Origin of the sequence: Pseudomonas sp. Irchel s3a10 (genome assembly GCF_900187525.1) — a bacterium.
Lineage (GTDB): Bacteria > Pseudomonadota > Gammaproteobacteria > Pseudomonadales > Pseudomonadaceae > Aquipseudomonas > Aquipseudomonas koreensis_G.
The window spans coordinates 403,391-425,673 of the sequence record NZ_FYDR01000001.1 but is presented as its reverse complement, the minus strand read 5'-3'; the positions used below and the strand labels follow the sequence as shown (position 1 = coordinate 425,673).

General features: G+C 60.9%; 17 protein-coding genes. 11 read left to right on the top strand and 6 right to left on the bottom strand.

What is annotated here, in order from left to right; all coding sequences use genetic code 11:
* Positions 1 to 35: 35 nt before the first annotated feature.
* The 3 genes from CKW11_RS01940 (at position 36) to CKW11_RS01930 (ending at position 4,406) form a co-directional block, all read left to right on the top strand.
* A complete protein-coding gene (locus CKW11_RS01940) occupies positions 36 to 1,724 on the top strand; it encodes a polyurethanase (RefSeq protein ID WP_095135958.1) in 1,689 nt (562 codons plus the stop codon).
* 216 nt (positions 1,725 to 1,940) lie between these two features.
* Complete coding sequence (locus tag CKW11_RS01935; RefSeq protein WP_095135956.1) at positions 1,941 to 3,794, top strand: polyurethanase; 1,854 nt, start codon at positions 1,941 to 1,943, stop codon at positions 3,792 to 3,794.
* Between the two features lie 237 nt (positions 3,795 to 4,031).
* Positions 4,032 to 4,406: a hypothetical protein gene (locus CKW11_RS01930; RefSeq protein ID WP_095135954.1), complete on the top strand. Its 375-nt coding sequence runs from the start codon at positions 4,032 to 4,034 to the stop codon at positions 4,404 to 4,406.
* A gap of 121 nt (positions 4,407 to 4,527) precedes the next feature.
* On the opposite strand, the gene CKW11_RS01925 is transcribed toward CKW11_RS01930, so the two are convergent.
* Positions 4,528 to 4,752 (bottom strand): YgdI/YgdR family lipoprotein, encoded by a 225-nt coding sequence (locus CKW11_RS01925; protein ID WP_041064149.1) that lies wholly within the window; start codon positions 4,750 to 4,752, stop codon positions 4,528 to 4,530.
* Between the two features lie 205 nt (positions 4,753 to 4,957).
* On the opposite strand from CKW11_RS01925, the gene CKW11_RS01920 reads away from it, so the two are divergent.
* The 4 genes from CKW11_RS01920 to CKW11_RS01905 all read left to right on the top strand — a co-directional run bounded on the left by CKW11_RS01920 (position 4,958) and on the right by CKW11_RS01905 (position 11,500).
* On the top strand, positions 4,958 to 6,610 hold the full coding sequence (locus CKW11_RS01920; protein ID WP_095135952.1) for a VRR-NUC domain-containing protein: 1,653 nt from the start codon (positions 4,958 to 4,960) through the stop codon (positions 6,608 to 6,610).
* Positions 6,607 to 8,898 carry an ATP-dependent DNA helicase gene (locus tag CKW11_RS01915; RefSeq protein ID WP_095135950.1) on the top strand — a complete coding sequence of 764 codons (2,292 nt, stop codon included), beginning with the start codon at positions 6,607 to 6,609 and terminating at the stop codon, positions 8,896 to 8,898. The genes CKW11_RS01920 and CKW11_RS01915 overlap by 4 nt, the downstream gene beginning before the upstream one ends.
* Positions 8,899 to 8,974: 76 nt before the next feature.
* Positions 8,975 to 10,897, top strand: a complete 1,923-nt coding sequence (locus tag CKW11_RS01910; protein WP_095136754.1) for a PAS domain-containing sensor histidine kinase — start codon at positions 8,975 to 8,977, stop codon at positions 10,895 to 10,897.
* A gap of 66 nt (positions 10,898 to 10,963) precedes the next feature.
* Positions 10,964 to 11,500: a hypothetical protein gene (locus CKW11_RS01905; protein WP_047597231.1), complete on the top strand. Its 537-nt coding sequence runs from the start codon at positions 10,964 to 10,966 to the stop codon at positions 11,498 to 11,500.
* A gap of 54 nt (positions 11,501 to 11,554) precedes the next feature.
* Here the strand turns inward: CKW11_RS01905 and CKW11_RS01900 are convergent, their stop codons facing one another.
* The 5 genes from CKW11_RS01900 to CKW11_RS01880 form a co-directional block, all read right to left on the bottom strand.
* Positions 11,555 to 11,851: a hypothetical protein gene (locus CKW11_RS01900; RefSeq protein ID WP_007967009.1), complete on the bottom strand. Its 297-nt coding sequence runs from the start codon at positions 11,849 to 11,851 to the stop codon at positions 11,555 to 11,557.
* Between the two features lie 187 nt (positions 11,852 to 12,038).
* Entirely contained in the window at positions 12,039 to 13,382 is a 1,344-nt protein-coding gene (locus CKW11_RS01895; RefSeq protein WP_095135948.1) for a sodium:proton antiporter, read from the bottom strand.
* Positions 13,383 to 13,418: 36 nt separating this feature from the next.
* The gene (locus tag CKW11_RS01890) at positions 13,419 to 14,030 is read right to left on the bottom strand and encodes a Yip1 family protein (RefSeq protein ID WP_095135946.1); all 612 of its coding nucleotides are present in this window, start codon (positions 14,028 to 14,030) and stop codon (positions 13,419 to 13,421) included.
* Positions 14,031 to 14,117: 87 nt separating this feature from the next.
* Positions 14,118 to 14,975 (bottom strand): glucose 1-dehydrogenase, encoded by an 858-nt coding sequence (locus tag CKW11_RS01885; RefSeq protein WP_095135944.1) that lies wholly within the window; start codon positions 14,973 to 14,975, stop codon positions 14,118 to 14,120.
* Positions 14,976 to 15,192: 217 nt separating this feature from the next.
* Positions 15,193 to 16,347 carry a MalY/PatB family protein gene (locus tag CKW11_RS01880; protein WP_095135942.1) on the bottom strand — a complete coding sequence of 385 codons (1,155 nt, stop codon included), beginning with the start codon at positions 16,345 to 16,347 and terminating at the stop codon, positions 15,193 to 15,195.
* Between the two features lie 301 nt (positions 16,348 to 16,648).
* Between CKW11_RS01880 and fdnG the strand changes: the two genes are divergently transcribed.
* The 4 genes from fdnG to fdhE are packed head-to-tail and all read left to right on the top strand — an operon-like array spanning position 16,649 to position 22,242.
* Complete coding sequence (gene fdnG, locus CKW11_RS01870) at positions 16,649 to 19,714, top strand: formate dehydrogenase-N subunit alpha (RefSeq protein WP_143499879.1); 3,066 nt, start codon at positions 16,649 to 16,651, stop codon at positions 19,712 to 19,714.
* A complete protein-coding gene (fdxH, locus tag CKW11_RS01865) occupies positions 19,715 to 20,650 on the top strand; it encodes a formate dehydrogenase subunit beta (RefSeq protein WP_095135936.1) in 936 nt (311 codons plus the stop codon). It abuts the gene before it with no gap.
* Positions 20,647 to 21,312, top strand: a complete 666-nt coding sequence (locus CKW11_RS01860) for a formate dehydrogenase subunit gamma (RefSeq protein ID WP_095135934.1) — start codon at positions 20,647 to 20,649, stop codon at positions 21,310 to 21,312. Before fdxH ends, CKW11_RS01860 begins: the two co-directional genes overlap by 4 nt.
* 3 nt (positions 21,313 to 21,315) lie before the next feature.
* Positions 21,316 to 22,242 carry a formate dehydrogenase accessory protein FdhE gene (gene fdhE / locus CKW11_RS01855; protein ID WP_095135932.1) on the top strand — a complete coding sequence of 309 codons (927 nt, stop codon included), beginning with the start codon at positions 21,316 to 21,318 and terminating at the stop codon, positions 22,240 to 22,242.
* The last annotated feature ends 41 nt before the right edge of the window (positions 22,243 to 22,283 follow it).

The window sequence follows — 22,283 nt, the reverse complement described above, 5'->3', positions numbered from 1 at the left end:
CGGGCTGCCGGTTTTGAAGGAAGAGAGAGTACAACATGGGATTGTTCGATTATAAAAATGCCGACGGCAAAGCGTTGTACAGCGATGCCATCGCACTGACGCTGTATGCCTACACGCCAACCGGCCAGCCGTTGCCGGCCACCGCCTGGAAACCGCTCAGCGCCACGGCGTTGGGCTATCAGGGCAAGGTCGGCGCGCAAGGTACGTTCTTCGGCGAGAAGGATGGCTTCACCAGCGCCGAGGCCGAAGTGCTCGGCAAGTACGACGCCGGCGGCAAGCTGATCGGCCTCGGCGTGGCCTTTCGCGGCACCGGCGGGCTGGGTTACAGCGATACTTTCGGCGACATGAAGAACAACCTGCTGGCCGCCATCGGGCCATCGGATTATGCGAGCAACTACGCGAAAAACGCCTTCGACAACCTGCTCAAGGCTGTCGCTGCATTCGCCATGGCCAACGGCATCGCCGCCAAGGACGTGTTGTTCAGCGGCCATAGCCTTGGTGGCCTTGGGGTCAACAGCGTGGCCGAGTTGAGCGGCAGTAATTGGAACGGGTTCTTCAAGGACGCCAACTACATCGCGTTCGCCTCGCCGACCCAGAGCAGCACCGGCAACAACGTGCTGAACATCGGTTACGAAAACGATCCGGTGTTCCGCGCGCTGGACGGCACCACGTTCAGCAGCGGGTCGCTGGGCAAGCACGACGGGCCGCATGAGTCGACCACCGACAACATCGTCAATTTTACCGACAACTATGCGTCCACCGCGCAGAACCTGGTGCCGTTCAGCATCGTCAATCCGCTGAACTGGTCGGCCCACAGCTCGCTCGGGTATGCCGATGGCTTGAACCGGGTGATCGACTCGAAGTTCTACAACCTGACGCACAAGGACTCGACCCTCATCGTTTCCAACCTGGAAGAAGCTTCCCGGGGCAAGACCTGGGTCGAGGATCTGGGGCGTAGCGGCGAGCCGCACACCGGCAGCACCTTCATCATCGGCACCCACAGCAACGACTGGCTCAAGGGCGGGGCGGGTAACGACTTCCTCGAAGGCCTGGGCGGCGATGACCGGTTCCGCGATGACGGTGGTTTCAACATCCTCCTCGGTGGCCAGGGCCACAACACCTTCGAGCTGCAGAAACCGCTGCAGAACTTCAGCTTCGCCAATGACGGTGACGGCACGCTGTACGTGCGCGATGCCTACGGCGGCATCAGCATGACCCGCGACATCGGCGCGCTGGTGAGCAAGGAGTCGGGGTCGTGGTGGGGCAGCAAGGAAATCACCTGGGGCGTCACGGCCAAGGGCTTGACCAATGGCAGCGAACTGACCCAGTACACCCATTCGCTCAACGGCGATGCGTACGGCAATGCGCTGCACGCCAGCGCCGACGGTGACTGGCTGTTCGGGCTGGGTGGCGATGACAAACTGATCAGCGACAAGGGCCATGTGACTTTCGTCGGCGGCGCCGGCAATGACGTGATGACGGCAGTGGGTGGCAATAACACCTTCCTGTTCAGCGGCGCGTTCGGTTTCGACGCGATCAATGGTTATCAGGGCAGCGACAAACTGGTGTTCATGGGCGTCGAAGGCGCGGGGCAGGGCTACGACTACAAGCAGCATGCTGCGCAGTCAGGGGCTGATACCGTGCTGAAGATTGGCGACTATGCCGTGACCCTGGTCGGGGTGGGAGTGGCTAACCTGTCGGACTCGGCGTTCGTTTTCGCCTAGCTCCTTGTTAAGACAAACCCTGTAGGAGTGAGCCTGCTCGCGATCGCGGTGAGTCAGTCTCCATCCATGTTGCCTGACACGGTCTCATCGCGAGCAGGCTCACTCCTACAGTTAAAAGCAATGCAAGTAGTACTGAAATGCTCCGGGGCGTGCCCGTGAGGGGCGCCCTGGCTGTGAGCTATCTCTGACAATTCCAACAAAAGAGAGGCAATAGCAATGGGTGTGTATGACTACAAGAACTTCGGCACAGCCGATTCCAAGGCGCTGTTCAGCGATGCCATGGCGATCACGCTGTATTCCTATCACAACCTCGATAACGGTTTTGCCGCCGGTTATCAGCACAACGGTTTCGGTCTCGGCCTGCCCGCCACGTTGGTCACCGCGCTGCTCGGCGGTACTGATTCGCAAGGGGTGATTCCCGGGATTCCGTGGAACCCCGATTCGGAAAAACTCGCCCTCGACGCCGTGAAAAAGGCTGGCTGGACACCAATCACCGCCTCGCAGCTGGGCTACGACGGCAAGACCGACGCGCGCGGAACCTTCTTCGGCGAGAAGGCCGGTTACACCACCGCTCAGGTCGAGATCCTCGGTAAGTACGACGCTCAGGGCCATCTCACCGAAATCGGTATCGCCTTTCGCGGCACCAGCGGCCCTCGGGAAAACCTGATCATCGACTCCATCGGCGACGTGATCAACGATCTGCTGGCAGCCTTCGGTCCCAAGGACTACGCCAAGAACTACGTCGGCGAAGCATTCGGCAATCTGCTCAACGATGTAGTGGCGTTCGCCAAGGCCAACGGCCTCAGCGGCAAGGATGTGCTGGTCAGCGGCCACAGTCTCGGTGGGCTGGCGGTCAACAGCATGGCCGATCTGAGCGGCGGCAAGTGGGGCGGATTCTTCGCCGATTCCAACTACATCGCCTACGCTTCGCCGACCCAGAGCAGCACCGACAAAGTGCTCAACGTCGGTTACGAAAACGATCCGGTGTTCCGCGCCCTCGACGGTTCGACCTTTACCGGCGCCTCGGTTGGCGTGCACGACGCACCCAAGGAATCGGCCACCGACAACATCGTCAGCTTCAACGATCACTACGCCTCGACCGCGTGGAATCTGCTGCCGTTTTCCATCCTCAACATACCGACCTGGATCTCGCACCTGCCGACCGCTTACGGCGACGGCATGAACCGCATCATCGAGTCGAAGTTCTACGACCTGACCAGCAAGGACTCGACGATCATCGTCGCCAACCTGTCGGATCCGGCGCGGGCCAACACCTGGGTGCAGGACCTCAACCGCAACGCCGAAACCCACAAGGGCAGCACCTTCATCATTGGTAGCGACAGCAACGACCTGATCCAGGGCGGCAGCGGCAATGACTATCTGGAAGGTCGCGCCGGCAACGACACGTTCCGTGACGGTGGCGGCTACAACGTGATTCTCGGTGGCGCCGGCAACAACACCCTCGACTTGCAGAAATCGGTGAACACTTTCGACTTCGCCAACGACGGCGCCGGCAACCTGTACGTGCGCGATGCCAACGGCGGGATCAGCATCACCCGCGACATCGGCAGCATCGTCACCAAGGAGCCGGGTTTTCTTTGGGGGCTGTTCAAGGACGACGTGACCCACAGCGTCACGGCCAGCGGCTTGAAGGTCGGCAGCAACGTCACGCAGTATGAGTCCAGCGTCAAAGGCACCAGCGGCGCCGACACGCTCAAGGCAAATGCCAGCGGTGACTGGTTGTTTGGCCTGGATGGCAACGACCACTTGATCGGCGGCGCGGGCAACGACGTGTTTGTCGGTGGCGCCGGCAATGACCTGATGGAGTCCGGGGGCGGGGCGGATACGTTCCTGTTCAATGGCGCGTTCGGTCAGGACCGGGTGGTTGGCTTTACGGCCAACGACAAACTGGTGTTCCTTGGCGTGCAGGGTGTATTGCCCAATGATGACTTCCGCGCGCATGCCTCGATGGTGGGGCAGGACACGGTGCTGAAGTTTGGTGGTGATTCGGTGACGCTGGTTGGGGTGGCGCTGAATAGCCTCAGTGCCGATGGAATTGTGATCGCCTGATGCATCCGTAACCGGTGGCGAGGAGCTTGCTCCCGCTGGGTCGCGAAGCGGCCCTGAAGATTTTGTGAGCGCTACGCGCTCAAGCGGGAGCAAGCTCCCTCGCCACAACCTGGTATCAAAAGTGACTCAACAGCCACACCCTGACTCAAAAGCTCTGCAAACAGCAGAAGCGGCCTAAAGCCAGCACGTGCACACACGTTCTATAGCCAGCCGCCATTGAGTACAGGAGATGCACACGTGAAAAGGTTCAAGGGGTATGTCGGGATTGTCGGACTGGCGCTGTTATCGGCCAATGCCTGGGCCGATCTGCCTCAAACCTCGATTCTGAGCCGCTATGGCATCAGCAGTGACCAATTGCCGAAACCGGCGAAGACCGAAGCAGCCGAGCCGGTCGAAGAGAAAAGCCTGTTTCAGATCCAGCCCGAACAGCCGTTCGTGACGTTTCGGCGGGGTGACGACAAACAGGCGCAAGCCACCGGTAACCTGAGCATCGACCGCATGACCCAACAGGATCTGGAGCGCTGCCGGCGTCTGCAAGCCGAGCTGGCGCGGCGGGGCGAGCATTATTTCAGCTGTGACAACAGCATTGTGGGTTTGCCTGCTTTCGAATAACCCAGGCGGATGACACTTCCCCTGTAGGAGCTGCCGCAGGCTGCGATCTTTTGATTTTGATCTTGAAAAACAAAGTCAAAAGATCGCAGCCTTCGGCAGCTCCTACAGGGTTATCGGGTGGTCAGTCTTCCTTGCGGACCGTCGCGACTTCGTCAGAGCGGACCTTCACCTTGGTTCCGGAAATATCCTCGAACTCGTAGAACCCGTCCTTGTTCTTGGTTTTCGGCATGTCCTTGGTCAAATACTGAGTGCCGTTCTGCAAGGTCACCACCGTCGGTGTCGAGCAGCCGCCCAATGCCAGGAAGGCTGCTACCGCCAGGGGAAGACCCAGAGTCTTGATGTTCATACCCACCTCAAATACCTCATTCCATATCAATTGACCGTATCCGGTCTCTAACGCGGTTGGTGCCGTCGAACCGGGAAAAGTTCTATGGCACCCTGAAAAAATCCCGATTGCCGCTGCCACTGATCTTTTTCCGTTTGCAGGAAACAGGGCAGAGCTGGTATCTGTACGCATAACCAGTATTCGCTCGCCATGGCCCTGAATTCCCGTGACTGCCAACCCGCTCGACGATCCGTTTTATTACCTCAACAACTTTCGGCAAGTGCTTGATTGGCTTGAGCTTCGCTATGCCGATGTGATGAGCGAATCCGAGCACGGCTTTATCCGCGACTTCAAGGCCTTGCCACGCACTTCGCAGGGTTTGCTGGTGCGCATGATAATGCGCAAGGGCGTGCATTTCCGCCTCGGCAAACTCAATTACCCGGAAATCGGGGACATCAGCGCTGCCGCGCAGCCGTTGCTCAGTCACGGCTGGCTCGACGATCAGGCTCTGTTGAGCGTGGCCGAAGTGTTCGACGTGTTGCTCAAGGCTGAACTGCTGCAGGCGTTCGGCAGCTTTATCGAGCAACCCAAGGGCCGCAAGGACGACTGGCTGCCGGTGCTCGCCGAGCAATTCAGCGAGTCGCGCAGCCTCTGCGATTGGGCTCCGACGCTCGGCGACCGCTTGCTCAGCCTGACCATCATGGACCTGTGCGACCGCCTGCGTCTGATGTTCTTCGGCAACCTGTACCAGGACTGGTCGGAATTCGTCCTCGCCGACCTCGGGATCTTTACCTACGAAAAAGTCGAGTTCTGCGCTGACTCCCGTGGCCTGCGCAGCCGTGAAGACGTTGACGCCTGTCTGTTCCTGCATCAGTGCCAGCAACGCTTCGAGGCCGGTGAGCCGTTGGAGATCATCGTCGAGCAGGTCAGCGCGTTGCAGTTCGACAACCCGTGGCTGCAACGGCGGCGCGGCAAGGTGCTGTTCCAGATCGGCCAGTATTGCGAGCGCATCGCCGAGTTTGCCCTGGCCCTGAGTATTTACCGCAACTGTGCCTACCCCGGCGCTCGTCAGCGAATGATCCGCGTGCTGGAGCGCTGCGGCGAATACGCACTGGCGCTGGAGCTCGCCAGCCTCGCCGAACAGGCGCCGGAAAGCGCCGCCGAACAGCAGAGCCTGCAACGGATGCTGCCACGGCTGCGCCGCAAACTCGGCGGGCCACCGCTCAAACGGGCAACGCCACGCCCGGTCGAGCGCCTTGATCTGCAACTGCCGCGCACTGATCCGGGATTGTCGGTGGAGTTCTACGTGCAGGCGCATCTGCACGAAGACAGCGGCCCGGTGCATTACGTCGAGAACAGCCTGATCAACTCGCTGTTCGGCCTGCTGTGCTGGCCGGCGATTTTTGCGCCGTTGCCGGGGGCGTTCTTTCATCCGTTCCAGCGCGGGCCGGTGGACCTGCTCAACGAAGACTTTCAGCAACGCCGGGCCGAACTGTTCCAGGCCTGTCTCGACCAACTCGACGACGGCCGTTACACCGAGACCATTCGTGAGCGCTTCATCGCCAAATGGGGCGTGCAGTCACCGTTCGTGTTCTGGGGCGCGTTGAACGAGCAATTGCTGGAACAGGCGTTGGCGTGCTTGCCGGCCGAACACCTCAAGCACTGGTTCAATCGGCTGCTGCTCGACATCAAGGCCAACCGCGCCGGTATGCCCGATCTGATCCAGTTCTGGCCGCAGCACAAGACCTACCGGATGATCGAAGTCAAAGGCCCCGGTGACCGCTTGCAGGACAACCAGCTGCGCTGGCTGGAGTTCTGTCACCAACACCAGATGCCGGTCGCCGTGTGCTACGTGCAATGGGCGGAGCAGAGCGCTTGAGCTACAGCATTGCGGTGCGTGCGCTGTGCGAGTTCACCGCCAAGACCGGCGACCTCGACCTGCGGTTTACCCCATCGCCGACAGCCCTCGAAGGCATGCTCGGGCATCGCACTGTGGCCTCGCGGCGCAGCGACAAGTACCAGAGCGAAGTGGCGCTGGAAGGCGAGTTTCTGCAATTGAAAGTCAGGGGCAGGGCGGACGGCTACGACCCGGCGCAGAACTGTCTGGAAGAAGTCAAAACCTATCGCGGCGACCTCAGCAAGCAACCGGCCAACCATCGGCAGCTGCATTGGGCGCAGGCGAAGATCTACGGCTGGCTGATGTGCCGCAAGCTTGAACTTGAGCAGATCAATCTGGCACTGGTGTATTTCGACATCGTCAGCGAAAAGGAAACCTGTCTGGTCGAGTCCTTCAATGCACCCGCCTTGCAGGCCTTTTTCGAACAGCAATGCCGGTTGTTCCTGAACTGGGCCGAGCAGGAAATGGCCCACCGCGAGGCGCGCAATCTGGCCGCGCAGCAATTGAGCTTTCCTCACGCCGACTTTCGCCCCGGCCAGCGACATCTGGCCGAATCGGTGTTCAAAGCGGTCAGCACCGGCCGTTGCCTGATGGCCCAGGCGCCCACCGGGATCGGTAAAACCCTCGGCACGCTATTCCCGATGCTCAAGGCGCTGGCGCCACAGCAACTGGACAAGGTGTTCTTCCTGACCGCCAAGACCCCGGGGCGCAAGCTGGCGCTGGATGCCAGTCAGGTGCTATTCGATCAATCGCAAAACCTGCCGCTGCGGGTGCTGGAGATGGTCGCCCGCGACAAGGCCTGCGAACACCCGGACAAAGCCTGTCACGGTGAATCCTGTCCGTTGGCCCAGGGCTTCTATGATCGCCTGCCCGCCGCCCGCCAAGCGGCGAGCCGGATCAATCTGCTCGATCAGGCGGCGATGCGCGAAGTGGCCCGTCAGCACACGGTGTGCCCGTATTACTTGAGCCAGGAAATGGCCCGCTGGGCCGACGTGGTGGTGGCGGACTACAACTATTACTTCGATTTCAGTGCGCTGCTGTTCGGTCTGGCCCAGCTCAATCAGTGGAAAGTCGCGGTGCTGGCCGATGAAGCGCACAACCTGGTCGAGCGCGGGCGTTCGATGTACAGCGCCAGTCTCGACCAGGGCGCGCTGGCCAGTGTGCGCAAGACGGCCCCCGAGGTGCTGAAAAAATCCCTGCAACGGGTCAATCGCGAGTGGAACGCGCTGCATCAGCCGCAACTGGCGCCATATCAGGCCTACGACAAGGCCCCGGAGAAACTGCTGCAAGCGGTGTCCCTGTGCAGCGCGGCCATCGGTGACTACCTCAATGATCATCCGCAGGGGCTCGACAGCGCGCTGCAAACCTTCTATTTCGACATGCTGCAGTTCGGCCGGGTGGCGGAGCTGTTTGACGAGCATTACCTGTTCGACATCAGCAAGCGCGACCTCGAGCGCAAGCGGCCGCTGTCGCAGTTGTGCCTGCGCAACGTGGTGCCGGCGGCGTTCATCGGCCCGCGCCTGAAAGCGGCGCGCAGCAGCGTGTTGTTCTCGGCGACGCTAAGCCCGCGGCGCTATTACGCCGATCTGCTCGGCACACCCGCCGACACGGTGTGGATCGATGTCGAATCACCGTTCAGTGCCGAACAGCTGCAGGTGCAGATCGTCAGCCGGATTTCCACGCGCTTCAATCATCGGCAGGCGTCGCTGGAGCCGATCGTCGAGCTGATCGCCCGCCAGTTCAGCGAGCGCCCGGGCAATTACCTGGCGTTCTTCAGCAGCTTCGATTACCTGCAACAAGTGCTGACGCTGCTCGCTGAACGCCATCCGCAGATAAACCTGTGGCAGCAATCCCGGGGCATGGCCGAAGGACAGCGGCAGGCCTTTCTCGACCAGTTCACCGCCGACAGCCAGGGCATCGGCTTCGCCGTGTTGGGCGGTGCGTTCGGCGAGGGCATTGACCTGCCCGGAGCACGGCTGATCGGCGCGTTCATTGCGACCCTGGGGCTGGCCCAGCTCAACCCGATCAACGAGCAGTTGAAGCGGCGCATGGCGGCGATTTTCGGCGCCGGTTACGACTACACCTATCTGTATCCGGGCGTGCAGAAAGTGGTGCAGGCCGCCGGGCGGGTGATCCGCACCCGTGAAGATCGTGGCGTGGTAATGCTGATCGATGACCGCTTCGCCGAACCGCGCATTCAGCAACTGCTGCCACGCTGGTGGTCGCTCGGTACAGACTCGTGTGCAGCGAGCACTTTGATCACGTCGTGAATTGACGCGCGTTTGCACCTTCCCATGGCGCCGGATTGCCGCATACTTGCACTAACGAAAACCAGCGGTGAACCTGATGAGTGACAACCCGAGCAAAACTGCCGCGATCGAGGAGATGCGTTTCCGTCTGCTGATCGATGCGGTGGTCGATTATGCGATTTACATGATCGATCCGGACGGCATCATCACCAGCTGGAACTCCGGCGCGAAACGCTTCAAGGGCTACGAAGAGGCGGAGATTCTCGGCGAGCATTTCTCGCGCTTCTATACCGCCGATGATCGTGCGGCGGGCCTGCCGCAACGCGCGCTCGACACAGCGCTGCACGAAGGACGGTTCGAAGGCGAAGGCTGGCGGGTGCGCAAGGATGGCACCAGCTTCTGGTGCCACGTGGTCATCGATCCGATCATCGATCCCAACGGCAAACTGCTCGGCTACGCCAAGATCACCCGTGACCTGACCGACCGCAAGATGGCCGAAGAAACCCTCAAGCAAAGCGAGCAGCAGTTTCGTCTGCTGGTGCAGGGTGTAACCGATTATGCGATCTACATGCTCAGCCCCGAAGGTCGTGTGAGCAACTGGAATCAGGGCGCCCAGCGGATCAAGGGGTACAAGCCGGAAGAAATCATCGGCCAGCATTTTTCGATTTTCTACACCCCGGAAGACCGTGTGGCCGGCGAACCGCAACGGGCACTGGAGATTGCCACCCGTGAGGGCCGTTTCGAGAACAAGAGCTGGCGCATGCGCAAGGATGGCACGCGGTTTCTGGCCCACGTGGTGGTCGATGCCATTCGCGGCGAAACCGGCACGCTGCTCGGGTTTGCCAAGATTACCCGCGACGTCACCGAAGCCCATGAGTCGCAAGTGGCGCTGGAAAAGACCCGTGAGGCACTGTTCCAGGCGCAGAAGATGCAGGCTATCGGTCAGCTCAGCGGCGGCATCGCCCATGACTTCAATAACCTGCTGACAGTGATCCTCGGCAACCTTGAAATTGTGCGCAAGCGCGTGGGTGACAACCCGAAACTCAATCGCCTGCTGGAAAATGCCACACAAGGTGCGCTGCGCGGCGTATCGCTGACCCAACGCATGCTGGCGTTTGCCCGACGTCAGGAGCTCAAGACCGAACCGGTCGATATCGCGCAACTGGTGCAAGGCATTACCGGGCTGCTGCGCAGTTCGCTGGGGCCGGGAATCAGCATCGAAACCTCGCTGCCCGAAGGGTTGGAACCGGTGCTGGCCGATACCAACCAACTGGAGCTGGCGGTGCTCAATCTGGCGACCAATGCCCGCGACGCCATGCCCGATGGCGGCAAAGTGGTGATCAGCGCCCGGGCGGAAGTCGTCCTTGAACAGAGCCACTCGACCATGGCAGCGGGACGTTATGTCTGCCTGAGTCTGCTCGACACCGGCGAAGGTATGGACGAGCACACGCTGGCCTCGGCCCGGGATCCGTTTTTTACCACCAAAGGCCTGGGCAAAGGCACCGGGCTGGGGCTGTCGATGGTGCATGGTTTCATCGAGCAGCTCGGTGGCCGTTTTATTCTCAAGAGCGAGAAGGGGCAGGGCACGGCAGCAGAACTCTGGTTACCGGTAGCGGCGCATGGTGCACGATCCCCAACGGTGCAGCCGGGCAGCGAACCGCTCACCGTGCCACGCCTCAGTGTGTTGGTGGTGGACGACGATTCGCTGGTGATGACCAGCACCACGCTGCTGCTCGAAGACCTTGGCCATCGTGTCATCAGCGCCACGTCCGGTGCCAGGGCGCTGGCGTTGTTCGAGCAGGGTGAAGTCATCGATCTGATGATCACCGACATGGCCATGCCGCAGATGAGCGGCGCGCAACTGGCGCATGCGGTGCGCCTGCTCAAGCCGGATCTGCCGATTATTCTGGCCACCGGTTACGCCGAGCGTCTTGAAGGCTTTGCCGCGCAACTGCCGCGTCTGCCCAAGCCGTTTACTCAGCTCAACCTGGTAGAAATCATCGCGCAGTCGATGAAATGAATCCGCCTGAACTTGTCCGTGGCGAGGGCCTTCTAAAAGGTTTCCCCGCCATGGAGTGCGCGTCCCTTGCCTCGCATACTGACTCAGCCCAGCGCTGAAGAGCACCTGACCGAACACGACGCCAAGATGTTCGGCTCTCCCAAGGAGCGGCTGGATTTCTATCGCAAGGAAATCCAGTACGAAACCAGCATCCTCGCCAATCGCACCGACGCCTATCTGGCGGCGCAGTCGTTTCTGGTGATTGCCTTCGCTTCGTGCATGGCCAACCTCAACCCTGAGTGGGGCAAGCTGTTCACGCTGGTGGTGCCGCCGTTTCTCGCACTGCTTGGGCTACTCAGTTCGCTCAACGCCTGGCCGGGGATTCGTGCGGCGTACGACATCATCGATCACTGGCACTACAAGCAGAGCGAGTTGTTGCGCAGCGAGCCGATCATGGGCATGGCTTACGACGAGTCGCCGCTGTTCAGTGAAATGGAGTCGAGCCACAAGGGCTATCGCAAGTCGCTGTTGTTTTCGGTGCGCACGCCCTGGATTTTCGCCACGTTCTGGATCCTGCTCGGGGCTTACGCGGTGTTCATTCAGGTAACCAACCCAGGGGGCTGAACGCCGCCCAAAGAAAAAGCCCGGACATCGCTGCCGGGCTTTTTCTTGCGCGCTTTATTCGACGGTTTCAAGCTGCCGACGCAGTTCCTGCGAGTGATGCGGCGACATCGGAATCGGCGGGAAGTCTTCGTTGAGGACGCACAAGTGATCGATGGCTTCTTCGAACTTCGCATCGGCTTTGCGGCGCAGTGCTCGATAGTGCTCAAACTGTTCGAGGTCCAGATTATCCGCTTCCAGCAGCTCGTAAGCCGCTCGGTTGAGGGCGTGGGCGTCTTCGAACAATTGACGATTGCGTTCCAGGGCCAAAGCCCTGCAGGCCTTGATTTGTGCAGGAGTCGAGCATTCTTTCATGACCGTGACCTTGTTATCCAAAGATTCCTTTTCATGGGCTGCAAGCCGCAGGGGAACCGAACCTGCCGGACCCCGCCGAGTGCTTCCAGCGAGGGGTTATGCTTGTGACTGTCCGCTTTGGTCGAGGGATCCATTTATTTTCAGAAAAAACTTCGATGAATTACCCAAGTGATTCCCGTCTGAAAAATCAGTTTTTTCGTTTTTGCCGTTGTTCGTAGCGCGCCAGCAGCGGCTGGGTGCTGATGCCATGCAGCAAAATGCTCAATGCCACCACTGACAGGGTGATGTTGGTGCACAACGTCGCGACTGAAGGACTCAGCCCGTGGTTCAAGGCATAAAACAGATAGAACAGGCTGCCGATCCCGCGAATGCCAAACCAGCCGATCAACAGGCGCTGATCACCGTCGAGCAAGCTGCCCCATGGCATCAGCGCGACGCAGAGCGGACGCACCACGCAGAACAGCACTGCGCCGATCACCAATGCCCGCCAGTCCCAATGCGGTACCAGCACCACGCCGAGCAGGGTCACCAGAAACACTTCCATGGCTCGTTCCACCAGACCGCCGAACGAGAGCATGTCGCCCATCATGATGCCGGCGGCGACCTGGCTGCTTTCCAGTCGTTCGGTATCACCGTGCACCGCGTCCTGCGGTTCGATGTTCTGATGGCCCACCACCGGTTGCACCAGATGTTCGGCCGGCGGCTGGCTGGCGCCGGTGGATTTGACTTCTTCCTGGCGCAAGCCGAGGCCGGCGGCGAATACCGACAGAAAACCGTAACCGCCAATCGCATCTGCGCCGACATAGGCCAGGGCAATCAGCGACAGCGCCAGATAGTCGTTCGGGCTCAGGGTGCTGTCGTCGTTGCGGATGCGCAGCGACAGGGTCAATCGACCGATGCCGCGACCCATCCAGTAACCGGTCAGCAAACCCACCGGCACCGCCCAGAGCAAACCGTGCAGCACCCAATCGGTCAAGGCACCGGGTTGCGCATCGGCCTGCAACAGCAGCAAGCCGAGAATCACGAACGGAAAAGCGATACCGTCGTTGAGCCCGGCTTCACCGGACAGACCGAAGCGCACACTGTCAACATCCCGTGCATCGTTGACCTGCACCAGCGCGGCCAGTACCGGGTCGGTCGGCGCCAGCATCGCCCCGATCAACAGCGACGGCCCCCAAGGCAATTGCAGGCCCCAATGCAGCAATATACTGACCCCGGCAATGGTCAGCACCATCACCGGGCCTGCCAGCCCGAAGGCAATCCGCCAACGCTTGTCGCGCAGGGGCAGACGCAACTTCAGCCCGCAGACAAACAGCGAAAACAGCACCGCCACTTCCGTGAGGTGCTCCATCCACACCGAGGCGTTTTCCAGTGAAAGCTTCAGCAAGTCCAGACCGCTGGGGCCGATGCCGATCCCCAGCAGCAGGCACACCGCCGACGTGGTGACCGGCATCCAGCGCAGGTATGACGAGGTCAGTGCAAGGGTCAGCAACACGGCGCCCAGCACCGCGACCCACACGACAAAGCTCATCTCCGGTCGCCCATCGACGACAGCGTTGGCACCGGGTTAACCAACGGTAGTTCGCAGGTACTCGGGCGAGAGCACGTTGAACCACAGCAGAATCATCGACACCAAAATGGTCACCATCACCAGCAGGCCGACGCCCCAGACGCAGGCCGAGTACAGCAGGCCCTGTTCCTTGCGTTCATGCATGAACGTCGGCAGGCCGACGAACAGCAGGAACGTCGAATACACCGACGCGGCACCCAGCACCAGAATCGCCAGCCAGCGGCTCGGATAGAGACCGGCGATCCCCGCGACGAAGAACGGCGTCACGGTATAGGCGGCGAAACCGATGCACTGGTTAAGCGTGGGGCGTGCGTCGAACGTCCGTGACATCCAGCGGATAAACCCGCCGATAATCGCGACCCCGGCGACAATCGCCACATACAGCAGAATGCTCAGTTGCAGTGCACTGGCCGTGCTCAAACGTACGGTCTCGCCGGCTGCCAGACTCCAGCCGACATAGGTGGTACCGAGGAACAGGCACACGGCGGGAATCAACGCCAGTAGTAGCAGATGTGCCAGATAGTGGCGGGGATGGGCCTCTTCTTCGCGGCGGATGTCAGTCCAGACGAAGTTGGGCTGGGTGAAGAGTTTGATGAGCGGGGCGGACATGACGACCTCCTGATCCTGCGGACCGGTTGGGGCTCTTAAAGGTATGGAGGGACGTCATGCCGCCAGGTTCAGTTTTTCTCGCGCCGCTCAGAGCATCGGCTTGCCGCCGGTCACGCCATAGCGCTGCCCGGTGATGTAACTGGCTTCATCGGAGGCCAGCAGCACGTAAATCGGCGCCACTTCCACCGGTTGCCCCGGGCGGCCGAGCGGGGTGTTGCCGCCGAAGTTCTGCACTTCTTCATCGGGCATGGTCGAGACGATCAGTGGCGTCCAGATCGGCCCGGGGGCCACGCAGTTCACGCGGATCTCTTTCGGCCCGAGGATCTGCGCCAGACCGCCGGTGAAGTTGGCGATCGCGCCCTTGGTGGTGGCGTAGGCGAGCAGGGTCGGTTTGGGCATGTCCGAGTTGACCGAGCTGGTGTTGATGATCGAGGCACCGGGACGCATGTGTTTGATCGCTGCCTGGCACAACCGGAAAATCGCCGTGATGTTGACGTCGAAGGTCATCACCCATTCTTCGTCGGGGATTTCTTCGAAGGTCTCGTGGGTCATCTGGAACGCGGCGTTGTTCACCAGAATGTCGATACGCCCGAAGCGTTCGACGGTCTTGTCCACCAGTTCCTGACAATGGGCCTTGTGCGCGAGGTCGCCGGACAGCAGCAGGCACTGGCGGCCCGCCTGTTCGACCCAGCGCGCGGTCTCTTTGGCATCGTCATGCTCATTGAGATAGGCCACCACCACATCTGCGCCTTCGCGGGCGAAGGCGATCGCCACGGCGCGGCCAATGCCGCTGTCGGCGCCGGTGATCAGCGCAATCTTGCCGGCCAGCCGCCCGGAGCCGACGTAGCTTTGCTCGCCGCAATCGGGGTAAGGCTGCATTTTGCTTTGCGCACCGGGGACGGCTTGGGCTTGTGCGGGGAAGGGTGGTTTTGGATAGTCGGTCATCACAAATCTCCGAGGTTCTCAGGGCAAGTATGGGTGGTTGACCCGGACGGTTTGCCGTGAGTTCGATCGGATTTGCGCTGGATTTTTTGGCGATGACAATGCATGTCCCTGTGGGAGCGAGCTTGCTCGCGAAGGCGGAGTGTCAGCCGACATCAATGTTGACTGAACCACCGCATTCGCGAGCAAGCTCGCTCCCACAGGGGGATCTACTGTGGATTCAGGTATTGCGCTGGGTCAGGGCTCGCTCCATGCGGCGGATGCCCTCTTCCAGCAACGACCGCGGGCAGCCGAAGTTCAGGCGCACGAACTGTTGGTGCTGATCACCAAAATCCAGCCCGGCGCTCAGGCCGACTTTGGCCTGCTCAAGAAAGAACTGCTGCGGATTGTCCAGGTCCAGCGCCGAGCAATCGAGCCACGCCAGATAGGTTCCCTGCGGCACATTGATCGTCACGCCCGGCAAGCGGCTGCGCACCGCATCCACCAGCCAGTCGCGGTTGGCCTGCAGATAGGTTTTCAGTTCGGCCAGCCACGGCGCACCTTCGCTGTAGGCGACGCGGGTGGCTTCCATGCCCAGCGGGTTGACGCTGTCGACCATGCCGCAACGGGCGTGGTTGACGCGCTCGCGCAGGGCGGCGTCCTGGATGATCATGAACGAGGTCTTGAGGCCGGCGATGTTGTAGGCCTTGCTCGCCGACATCAGGGTGATCGTACGTTTGGCGATTTCCGGGCTGAGAGATGCGGTCGGAATGTGCACGCGGCCGTCGAAGCACAGCTCGGCGTGGATCTCGTCGGAGATGATCCAGGCGTCCTGCGCCGCACAGATGTCGGCCACGGCTTGCAGCTCCTCACGGGCAAACACCTTGCCGATCGGGTTGTGCGGGTTGCTCAGGAGCAGGGCGCCGCCACCGTTCAGCGATTCGCGCAGGTTCTCCAGTGGGGTGGCATAAGTGCCATCGGCCTGGGCGACGAATTCCAGCTCGACCTTGTTCAGCCCCCAATGCCCCGGTGCATGCCGCAGCGGCGGGTAGTTCGGCACCTGCACCACAACATTCTGCTGCGGCTGCACCAGCGCTTTCAAAGCCATGTTGAAACCGGATTCAACACCCGGCAGGAAGATCAGCTCCTGCGGCTTCACCTTCCAGGCGAACTTGCTCCACAGGTCGGCGACGATGGCTTCACGCAGGTTGTCCTGCGCCACGCTGTAGCCCACCAGGGGGTGCAACAGGCGTTGCTGCAGTGCCTCGATGATGACCGGCGGCGCGGCGAAATCCATATCAGCGACCCACATCGGCAACACATCGGCCGGGTAGCGGCTCCACTTGGTGCTGCCGGTGTGGTGGCGGTCGAATACCTGATCAAAATCGAAAGTCATGCGCGGTCTCGTGAAGGCGGGTTGTTCATGGGCGTCATGATAAACCCGGAACCCCTGTAGGAGCTGCCGAAGGCTGCGATCTTTTGATCTTGTTTTAAAAAACCAAAATCAAAAGATCGCAGCCTGCGGCAGCTCCTACAGGAGGAATGGGGTTAGCCGACAAACGGCCGACGGTCGGTTTTCACACAGAGTGTGTGGTCATTGTCTACAGTGAAAAAGCCGGCAGGCATTCTGCCGTAACCGTGTTTGTCCAGAAAAAGCCCGGCTCAAGTACCGGGTTCCACCTGATCAGGAGTGCACGATGGATCTCAGCCGTCGTCAATTCTTCAAGGTCGCCGGTATCGGCCTTGCAGGCTCTAGCCTGGGCGCGTTGGGCATGGCCCCGACGCAGGCCTTCGCCGAGCAGGTGCGCCACTTCAAGCTTGCCCACACCCATGAAACCCGCAACACCTGCCCGTATTGCTCGGTCGGTTGCGGGTTGATCATGTACAGCCAGGGCGATACCTCGAAGAACGTCGCGCAAAATATCATTCACATCGAGGGCGACGCCGACCACCCGGTCAACCGCGGCACCCTGTGCCCGAAAGGCGCGGGCCTGCTGGACTTCATTCACAGCCCGGGCCGCTTGCAGTATCCGCAAACGCGCAAACCCGGCAGCAGCGAATGGACCCGCATCAGTTGGGACGAGGCGCTGGATCGCATCGCCGACCTGATGAAGGCCGACCGTGACGCCAACTTCATCGAGAAGAACGACAGCGGGCAAACGGTGAATCGCTGGCTGACCACCGGGTTCCTCGCCGCGTCGGCAGCGTCCAACGAAGCCGGTTACATCACCCAGAAGGTGATTCGCAGTCTTGGCATGCTGGGGTTCGATAACCAGGCGCGTGTCTGACACGGCCCGACGGTGGCAAGTCTTGCCCCGACGTACGGCCGTGGAGCCATGACCAACACCTGGACCGATATCGCCAACGCGAATCTGATCCTGGTGATGGGTGGCAACGCAGCAGAAGCGCATCCCTGCGGCTTCAAATGGGTGACCGAGGCCAAGGCGCATAACGCTGCCCGGCTGATCGTGGTCGACCCGCGTTTTACCCGGACCGCTTCGGTGGCCGACTATTACGCGCCGATCCGCACCGGTACCGACATCGCCTTCATGGGCGGATTGATCAATTACCTGCTGACTCAGGACAAGATCCAGCACGAATACGTGCGCAACTACACCGACGTCTCGTTCATCGTCAAAGCCGGTTATGGCTTTGAGGACGGCATCTTCAGCGGCTATGACGCGGCCAAACGCAGCTACACCGACAAATCCGGCTGGGGTTACGAGCTGGGCGAGGACGGCTTCGTCAAAGTCGACCCGACCCTGCAGGATCCGCGCTGCGTCTATCAATTGATGAAGCAGCATTACAGCCGCTACAACATTGAACTGGCGAGCCAGATCTGTGGGATGCCGGTCGATGCCATGCAGAAAATCTGGGATGAGATTGCCACGTGCTCCACGCCGGGCAAGACCATGACCATCCTGTATGCGCTCGGCTGGACGCAACACTCGATCGGCGCGCAGATCATTCGCAGCGCGGCGATGGTGCAACTGCTGCTGGGTAACGTCGGCATGCCCGGCGGCGGTGTCAATGCCTTGCGTGGGCACTCGAACATTCAGGGCCTGACCGACCTCGGGTTGTTGTCCAACGCGTTGCCGGGCTATCTGACTTTGGGCAGTGACGCCGAGCAGGACTACCCCGCGTTCATTAAAAAACGCACACAAGTGCCATTGCGTCCGGGGCAACTGTCCTACTGGCAGAACTACAGCAAATTCCACGTCAGCCTGATGAAGTCCTGGTACGGCGCCAACGCCACGCTGGAGAACAACTGGAATTACGATTACCTGCCGAAACTGGATATCCCGAATTACGACGTCCTGAAGATGTTCGACCTGATGAGCCAGGGCAAGGTCAACGGCTACTTCTGCCAAGGCTTCAATCCGATCGCTGCGCTGCCGGACAAAAACCGGGTGATGGGCGCACTGGCCAAGCTCAAATGGCTGGTGGTAATGGATCCGCTGGCCACCGAAACCTCGGAGTTCTGGCAGAACGTCGGGCCGTACAACGATGTGAAAAGCGCCGAGATCCAGACCGAAGTGATTCGCCTGCCGACCACTTGCTTTGCCGAGGAGGACGGCTCGCTGGTCAACAGCAGTCGCTGGCTGCAATGGCACTGGAAAGGCGCAGATGGCCCCGGCGAAGCGCAGACCGACATTCGCATCATGAGCGAACTGTTCCTGCGTCTGCGCAAGCGTTATCAGGCCGAGGGCGGCAAGTTCCCCGATCCACTGCTGAACCTGTCGTGGCCGTACAAGATCCCCGACGAGCCATCGCCGGAGGAGCTGGCCAAGGAAATCAACGGTAGCGCCATGGCCGACTTCACCGATGCCAGCGGCGTGGTGGTCAAAGCCGGTTCGCAACTGGCCGGGTTCGGTCTGCTCAAGGATGACGGCAGCACCGCGTCCGGTTGCTGGATCTTCGCCGGCAGTTGGACCGAGGCCGGTAACCAGATGGCCCGACGTGACAATGCCGACCCGTATGGCATGCATCAGCATCAGGGCTGGGCCTGGGCGTGGCCGGCCAACCGGCGGATCCTCTACAACCGCGCTTCGGCGGACGTCGCCGGCAAACCGTGGGATCCGAAAAAGCGCCTCGTATGGTGGAACGGCAAGGCCTGGGGCGGCACCGATGTGCCGGACTACAAGGCCGATGTGCCGCCGGAAGCCGGGATGAACCCGTTCATCATGAACCCGGAAGGCGTGGCGCGGTTCTTCGCCGTCGACAAGATGAACGAAGGGCCATTCCCCGAGCACTACGAGCCGTTCGAAACGCCGATCGGCATCAACCCGCTGCACCCGCAAAACAAGAAAGCCATCAGCAATCCGGCGGCGCGGATCTTCGATTCGGTCTGGGAAAGCCTCGGCGAAGCCAAGGATTTCCCGTACGCCGGCACCAGTTACCGGTTGACCGAGCACTTCCACTTCTGGAGCAAGCATTGCAAGTTGAATGCGATTGCCCAGCCCGAGCAGTTCGTCGAGATCGGCGAAGTGTTGGCGAAGGAGAAAGGCATTGCGGCGGGAGATCGGGTGCGGGTCAGTTGCAAGCGCGGGTTCATCGAGGCGGTGGCGGTGGTGACCAAACGCATCCGGCCGCTGCAGGTCAACGGCCAGGTGGTGCATCAGATCGGCATCCCGCTGCACTGGGGATTCACCGGTCAGACGCGCCACGGTTACCTGACCAACACCCTGGTGCCGTTCCTCGGCGATGGCAACACACAGACCCCGGAATCCAAGTCATTCCTGGTCAACGTGGAGAAACTGTAAATGGCCAGCCAAGACATCATTGCCCGCTCGGCCACCACCACGGTGCCGCCTTCGGTGAGGAATCAGGAGGCGGTGGCCAAGCTGATCGACACCACCAAATGCATTGGCTGCAAGGCCTGCCAGGTCGCCTGCTCGGAATGGAACGAGCTGCGCGACGAGGTCGGCCACAACCACGGCACCTACGACAACCCGCAGGATCTGAGCGCAGAAACCTGGACCTTGATGCGTTTCACCGAACACGAAACCGACGCCGGCAACCTCGAGTGGCTGATCCGCAAGGACGGCTGCATGCATTGTGCCGAGCCGGGTTGCCTGGCGGCATGCCCGAGTCCCGGGGCGATCATCAAGCACGCCAACGGCATCGTCGATTTCGATCAGGATCACTGCATCGGCTGCGGTTACTGCATCACCGGTTGCCCGTTCAACATTCCGCGCATCTCGCAGAAGGATCACAAGGCCTACAAATGCACCTTGTGTTCCGACCGCGTCGCGGTAGGGCTGGAGCCGGCCTGCGTGAAAACCTGTCCGACCGGGGCCATCGTCTTCGGCACCAAGGAAGACATGAAGGAACATGCCGCCGAACGCATCGTCGATTTAAAAAGCCGTGGCTTCGACAACGCCGGTCTGTACGACCCGGAAGGCGTCGGCGGCACCCACGTGATGTACGTGTTGCACCACGCCGACACGCCGAAGATCTACGCCGGGTTGCCGGAGGCGCCGGCCATCAGTCCGCTGGTGGGCTTGTGGAAAGGCATCAGCAAACCCTTGGGCCTGCTGGCGATGGGCGCGGCGGTGCTGGCCGGGTTCTTCCATTACGTGCGTATCGGGCCGAATCGCGTCGAGGAAGATGAACATCCGACGCCGCCGGATACTTCGGTGCATGTTGTCGACCCGGCGGTGCACACCTTCGATCCACGTGGGGAGGACCGGCCATGAGCAACAAGACGATCCTGCGCTACACCGCCAACCAGCGCACCAATCACTGGCTGGTGGCGATTCTGTTCTTCATGGCCGGGCTGTCGGGACTGGCGTTGTTTCATCCATCGATGTTCTGGCTGACCAACCTGTTCGGCGGCGGGCCGTGGACGCGGATTCTGCATCCGTACATGGGAATAGCGATGTTAGTGTTGTTCCTCGGTCTGGTGCTGAGTTTCTGGCGGGCCAACTTCTTCATAAGCAACGACGGCAAGTGGATGCGCCGCATTGATCGGGTGTTGGTCAACGACGAAGAAAGCGTACCGCCAGTGGGCAAGTACAACGCTGGGCAAAAGCTGCTGTTCTGGACTTTACTGCTGTGCATGCTCGGGTTGCTGTTTACCGGGCTCGTGATCTGGCGCGCCTGGTTCAGTGCGTATTTCGGCATCACCGTGATTCGCTGGGCGATGCTGTTGCATGCGCTGGCCGGGTTCATTCTGGTGCTGAGCATCATCATTCACATCTACGCGGGCCTGTGGATCAAGGGCTCGGTGGACGCGATGCTGCATGGCTGGGTCAGCCGCGCCTGGGCGAGGAAACACCACGAACTCTGGTATCGCGAGATCACCCGCGATGAACGCAATCCGGACGTGCCGGAGCGACCGATCACCAAAAAGGGCTGACCTTTGGCAACCATTCTTGAACCCGGGGAAATCGAAGCGGCGGCCAGCTCGCCGCCGTTTCTGCACCTGCCACCGAACAACCTTTTCACCTTGCGCGCCCAGCGTCTGGAGCAATTGGCTCAGGGGCATCCGCTGGCCGATTACCTGCGTCTGATCGCCGGATTGTGCCGGGCTCAGCAGCAGGTTTTCGACGATCCACCGCTGACGGCACCGTTTGATCAGCAAAGGATCGAAGCCTGTCAGCAACATGGCTTACCGCCGTTCGCCGCCGACACATTGGTGCGCGAAGAGGGCTGGCAGGCTTATCTGGGTGCTTTGTTGCAACGTTATGTGGCGCCCGATCAACCCGCCGTAGTCGAAGCGCTCGCCACATTACGCGGCGCCAGCGCCGGGCAGTTGCGTGCGTGGGCCGTGGCGCTGGTCAGCGGCCAGTATTCAATGGTGCCGGCGGCGCTGGTGCCGTTTCTCGGCGCTGGCCTGCAAGCGGCGTGGAGCCATTGGCTGCTCAGCGCCCCGAACCTGCAACTGAAACCCGGCGACAGTCTCAGCCAGTGCCCGGGTTGCGGTTCGCCAGCGATGGCCGGGGTGATCCGCCATCGTGGCAAACACAACGGTCTGCGCTATCTGGTGTGTTCGTTGTGCGCCTGCGAATGGCACGTGGTGCGGGTCAAGTGCGTGTATTGCGAGTCGAGCAAAGGCCTGGATTACCTGAGTCTTGAGGATGATCGGCATGCGGCCAATCAGGCGCCGATTCGGGCGGAGGTTTGCCCGGGCTGCAACAGCTACCTGAAACTGGTCTATCTGGAGAACGATGCCGAAGGCGAAGCGTTGTCGGCTGACCTCACCAGCCTGCTGCTAGACATGCGTCTGGCGCAGGACGGTTATCAGCGTCTGGCACCGAATCTGTTGCTGGCGCCGGGAGACGAATGACCAGAGCGTCTACACTCCTGAAAAACTTGTGAGAGGGGCTT

Bases quoted from the DNA above. Each gene is read 5' to 3' on its own strand.
- CKW11_RS01940 (WP_095135958.1), top strand. From the start codon at position 36: ATGGGATTGTTCGATTATAAAAATGCCGACGGCAAAGCGTTGTACAGC.
- CKW11_RS01860 (WP_095135934.1), top strand. From the start codon at position 20,647: ATGAGCAACAAGACGATCCTGCGCTACACCGCCAACCAGCGCACCAAT.
- CKW11_RS01880 (WP_095135942.1), bottom strand. From the start codon at position 16,347: ATGACTTTCGATTTTGATCAGGTATTCGACCGCCACCACACCGGCAGC.
- CKW11_RS01885 (WP_095135944.1), bottom strand. From the start codon at position 14,975: ATGACCGACTATCCAAAACCACCCTTCCCCGCACAAGCCCAAGCCGTC.
- CKW11_RS01925 (WP_041064149.1), bottom strand. From the start codon at position 4,752: ATGAACATCAAGACTCTGGGTCTTCCCCTGGCGGTAGCAGCCTTCCTG.
- CKW11_RS01910 (WP_095136754.1), top strand. From the start codon at position 8,975: ATGAGTGACAACCCGAGCAAAACTGCCGCGATCGAGGAGATGCGTTTC.
- fdxH (WP_095135936.1), top strand. From the start codon at position 19,715: ATGGCCAGCCAAGACATCATTGCCCGCTCGGCCACCACCACGGTGCCG.
- CKW11_RS01895 (WP_095135948.1), bottom strand. From the start codon at position 13,382: ATGAGCTTTGTCGTGTGGGTCGCGGTGCTGGGCGCCGTGTTGCTGACC.
- CKW11_RS01900 (WP_007967009.1), bottom strand. From the start codon at position 11,851: ATGAAAGAATGCTCGACTCCTGCACAAATCAAGGCCTGCAGGGCTTTG.
- CKW11_RS01890 (WP_095135946.1), bottom strand. From the start codon at position 14,030: ATGTCCGCCCCGCTCATCAAACTCTTCACCCAGCCCAACTTCGTCTGG.
- CKW11_RS01935 (WP_095135956.1), top strand. From the start codon at position 1,941: ATGGGTGTGTATGACTACAAGAACTTCGGCACAGCCGATTCCAAGGCG.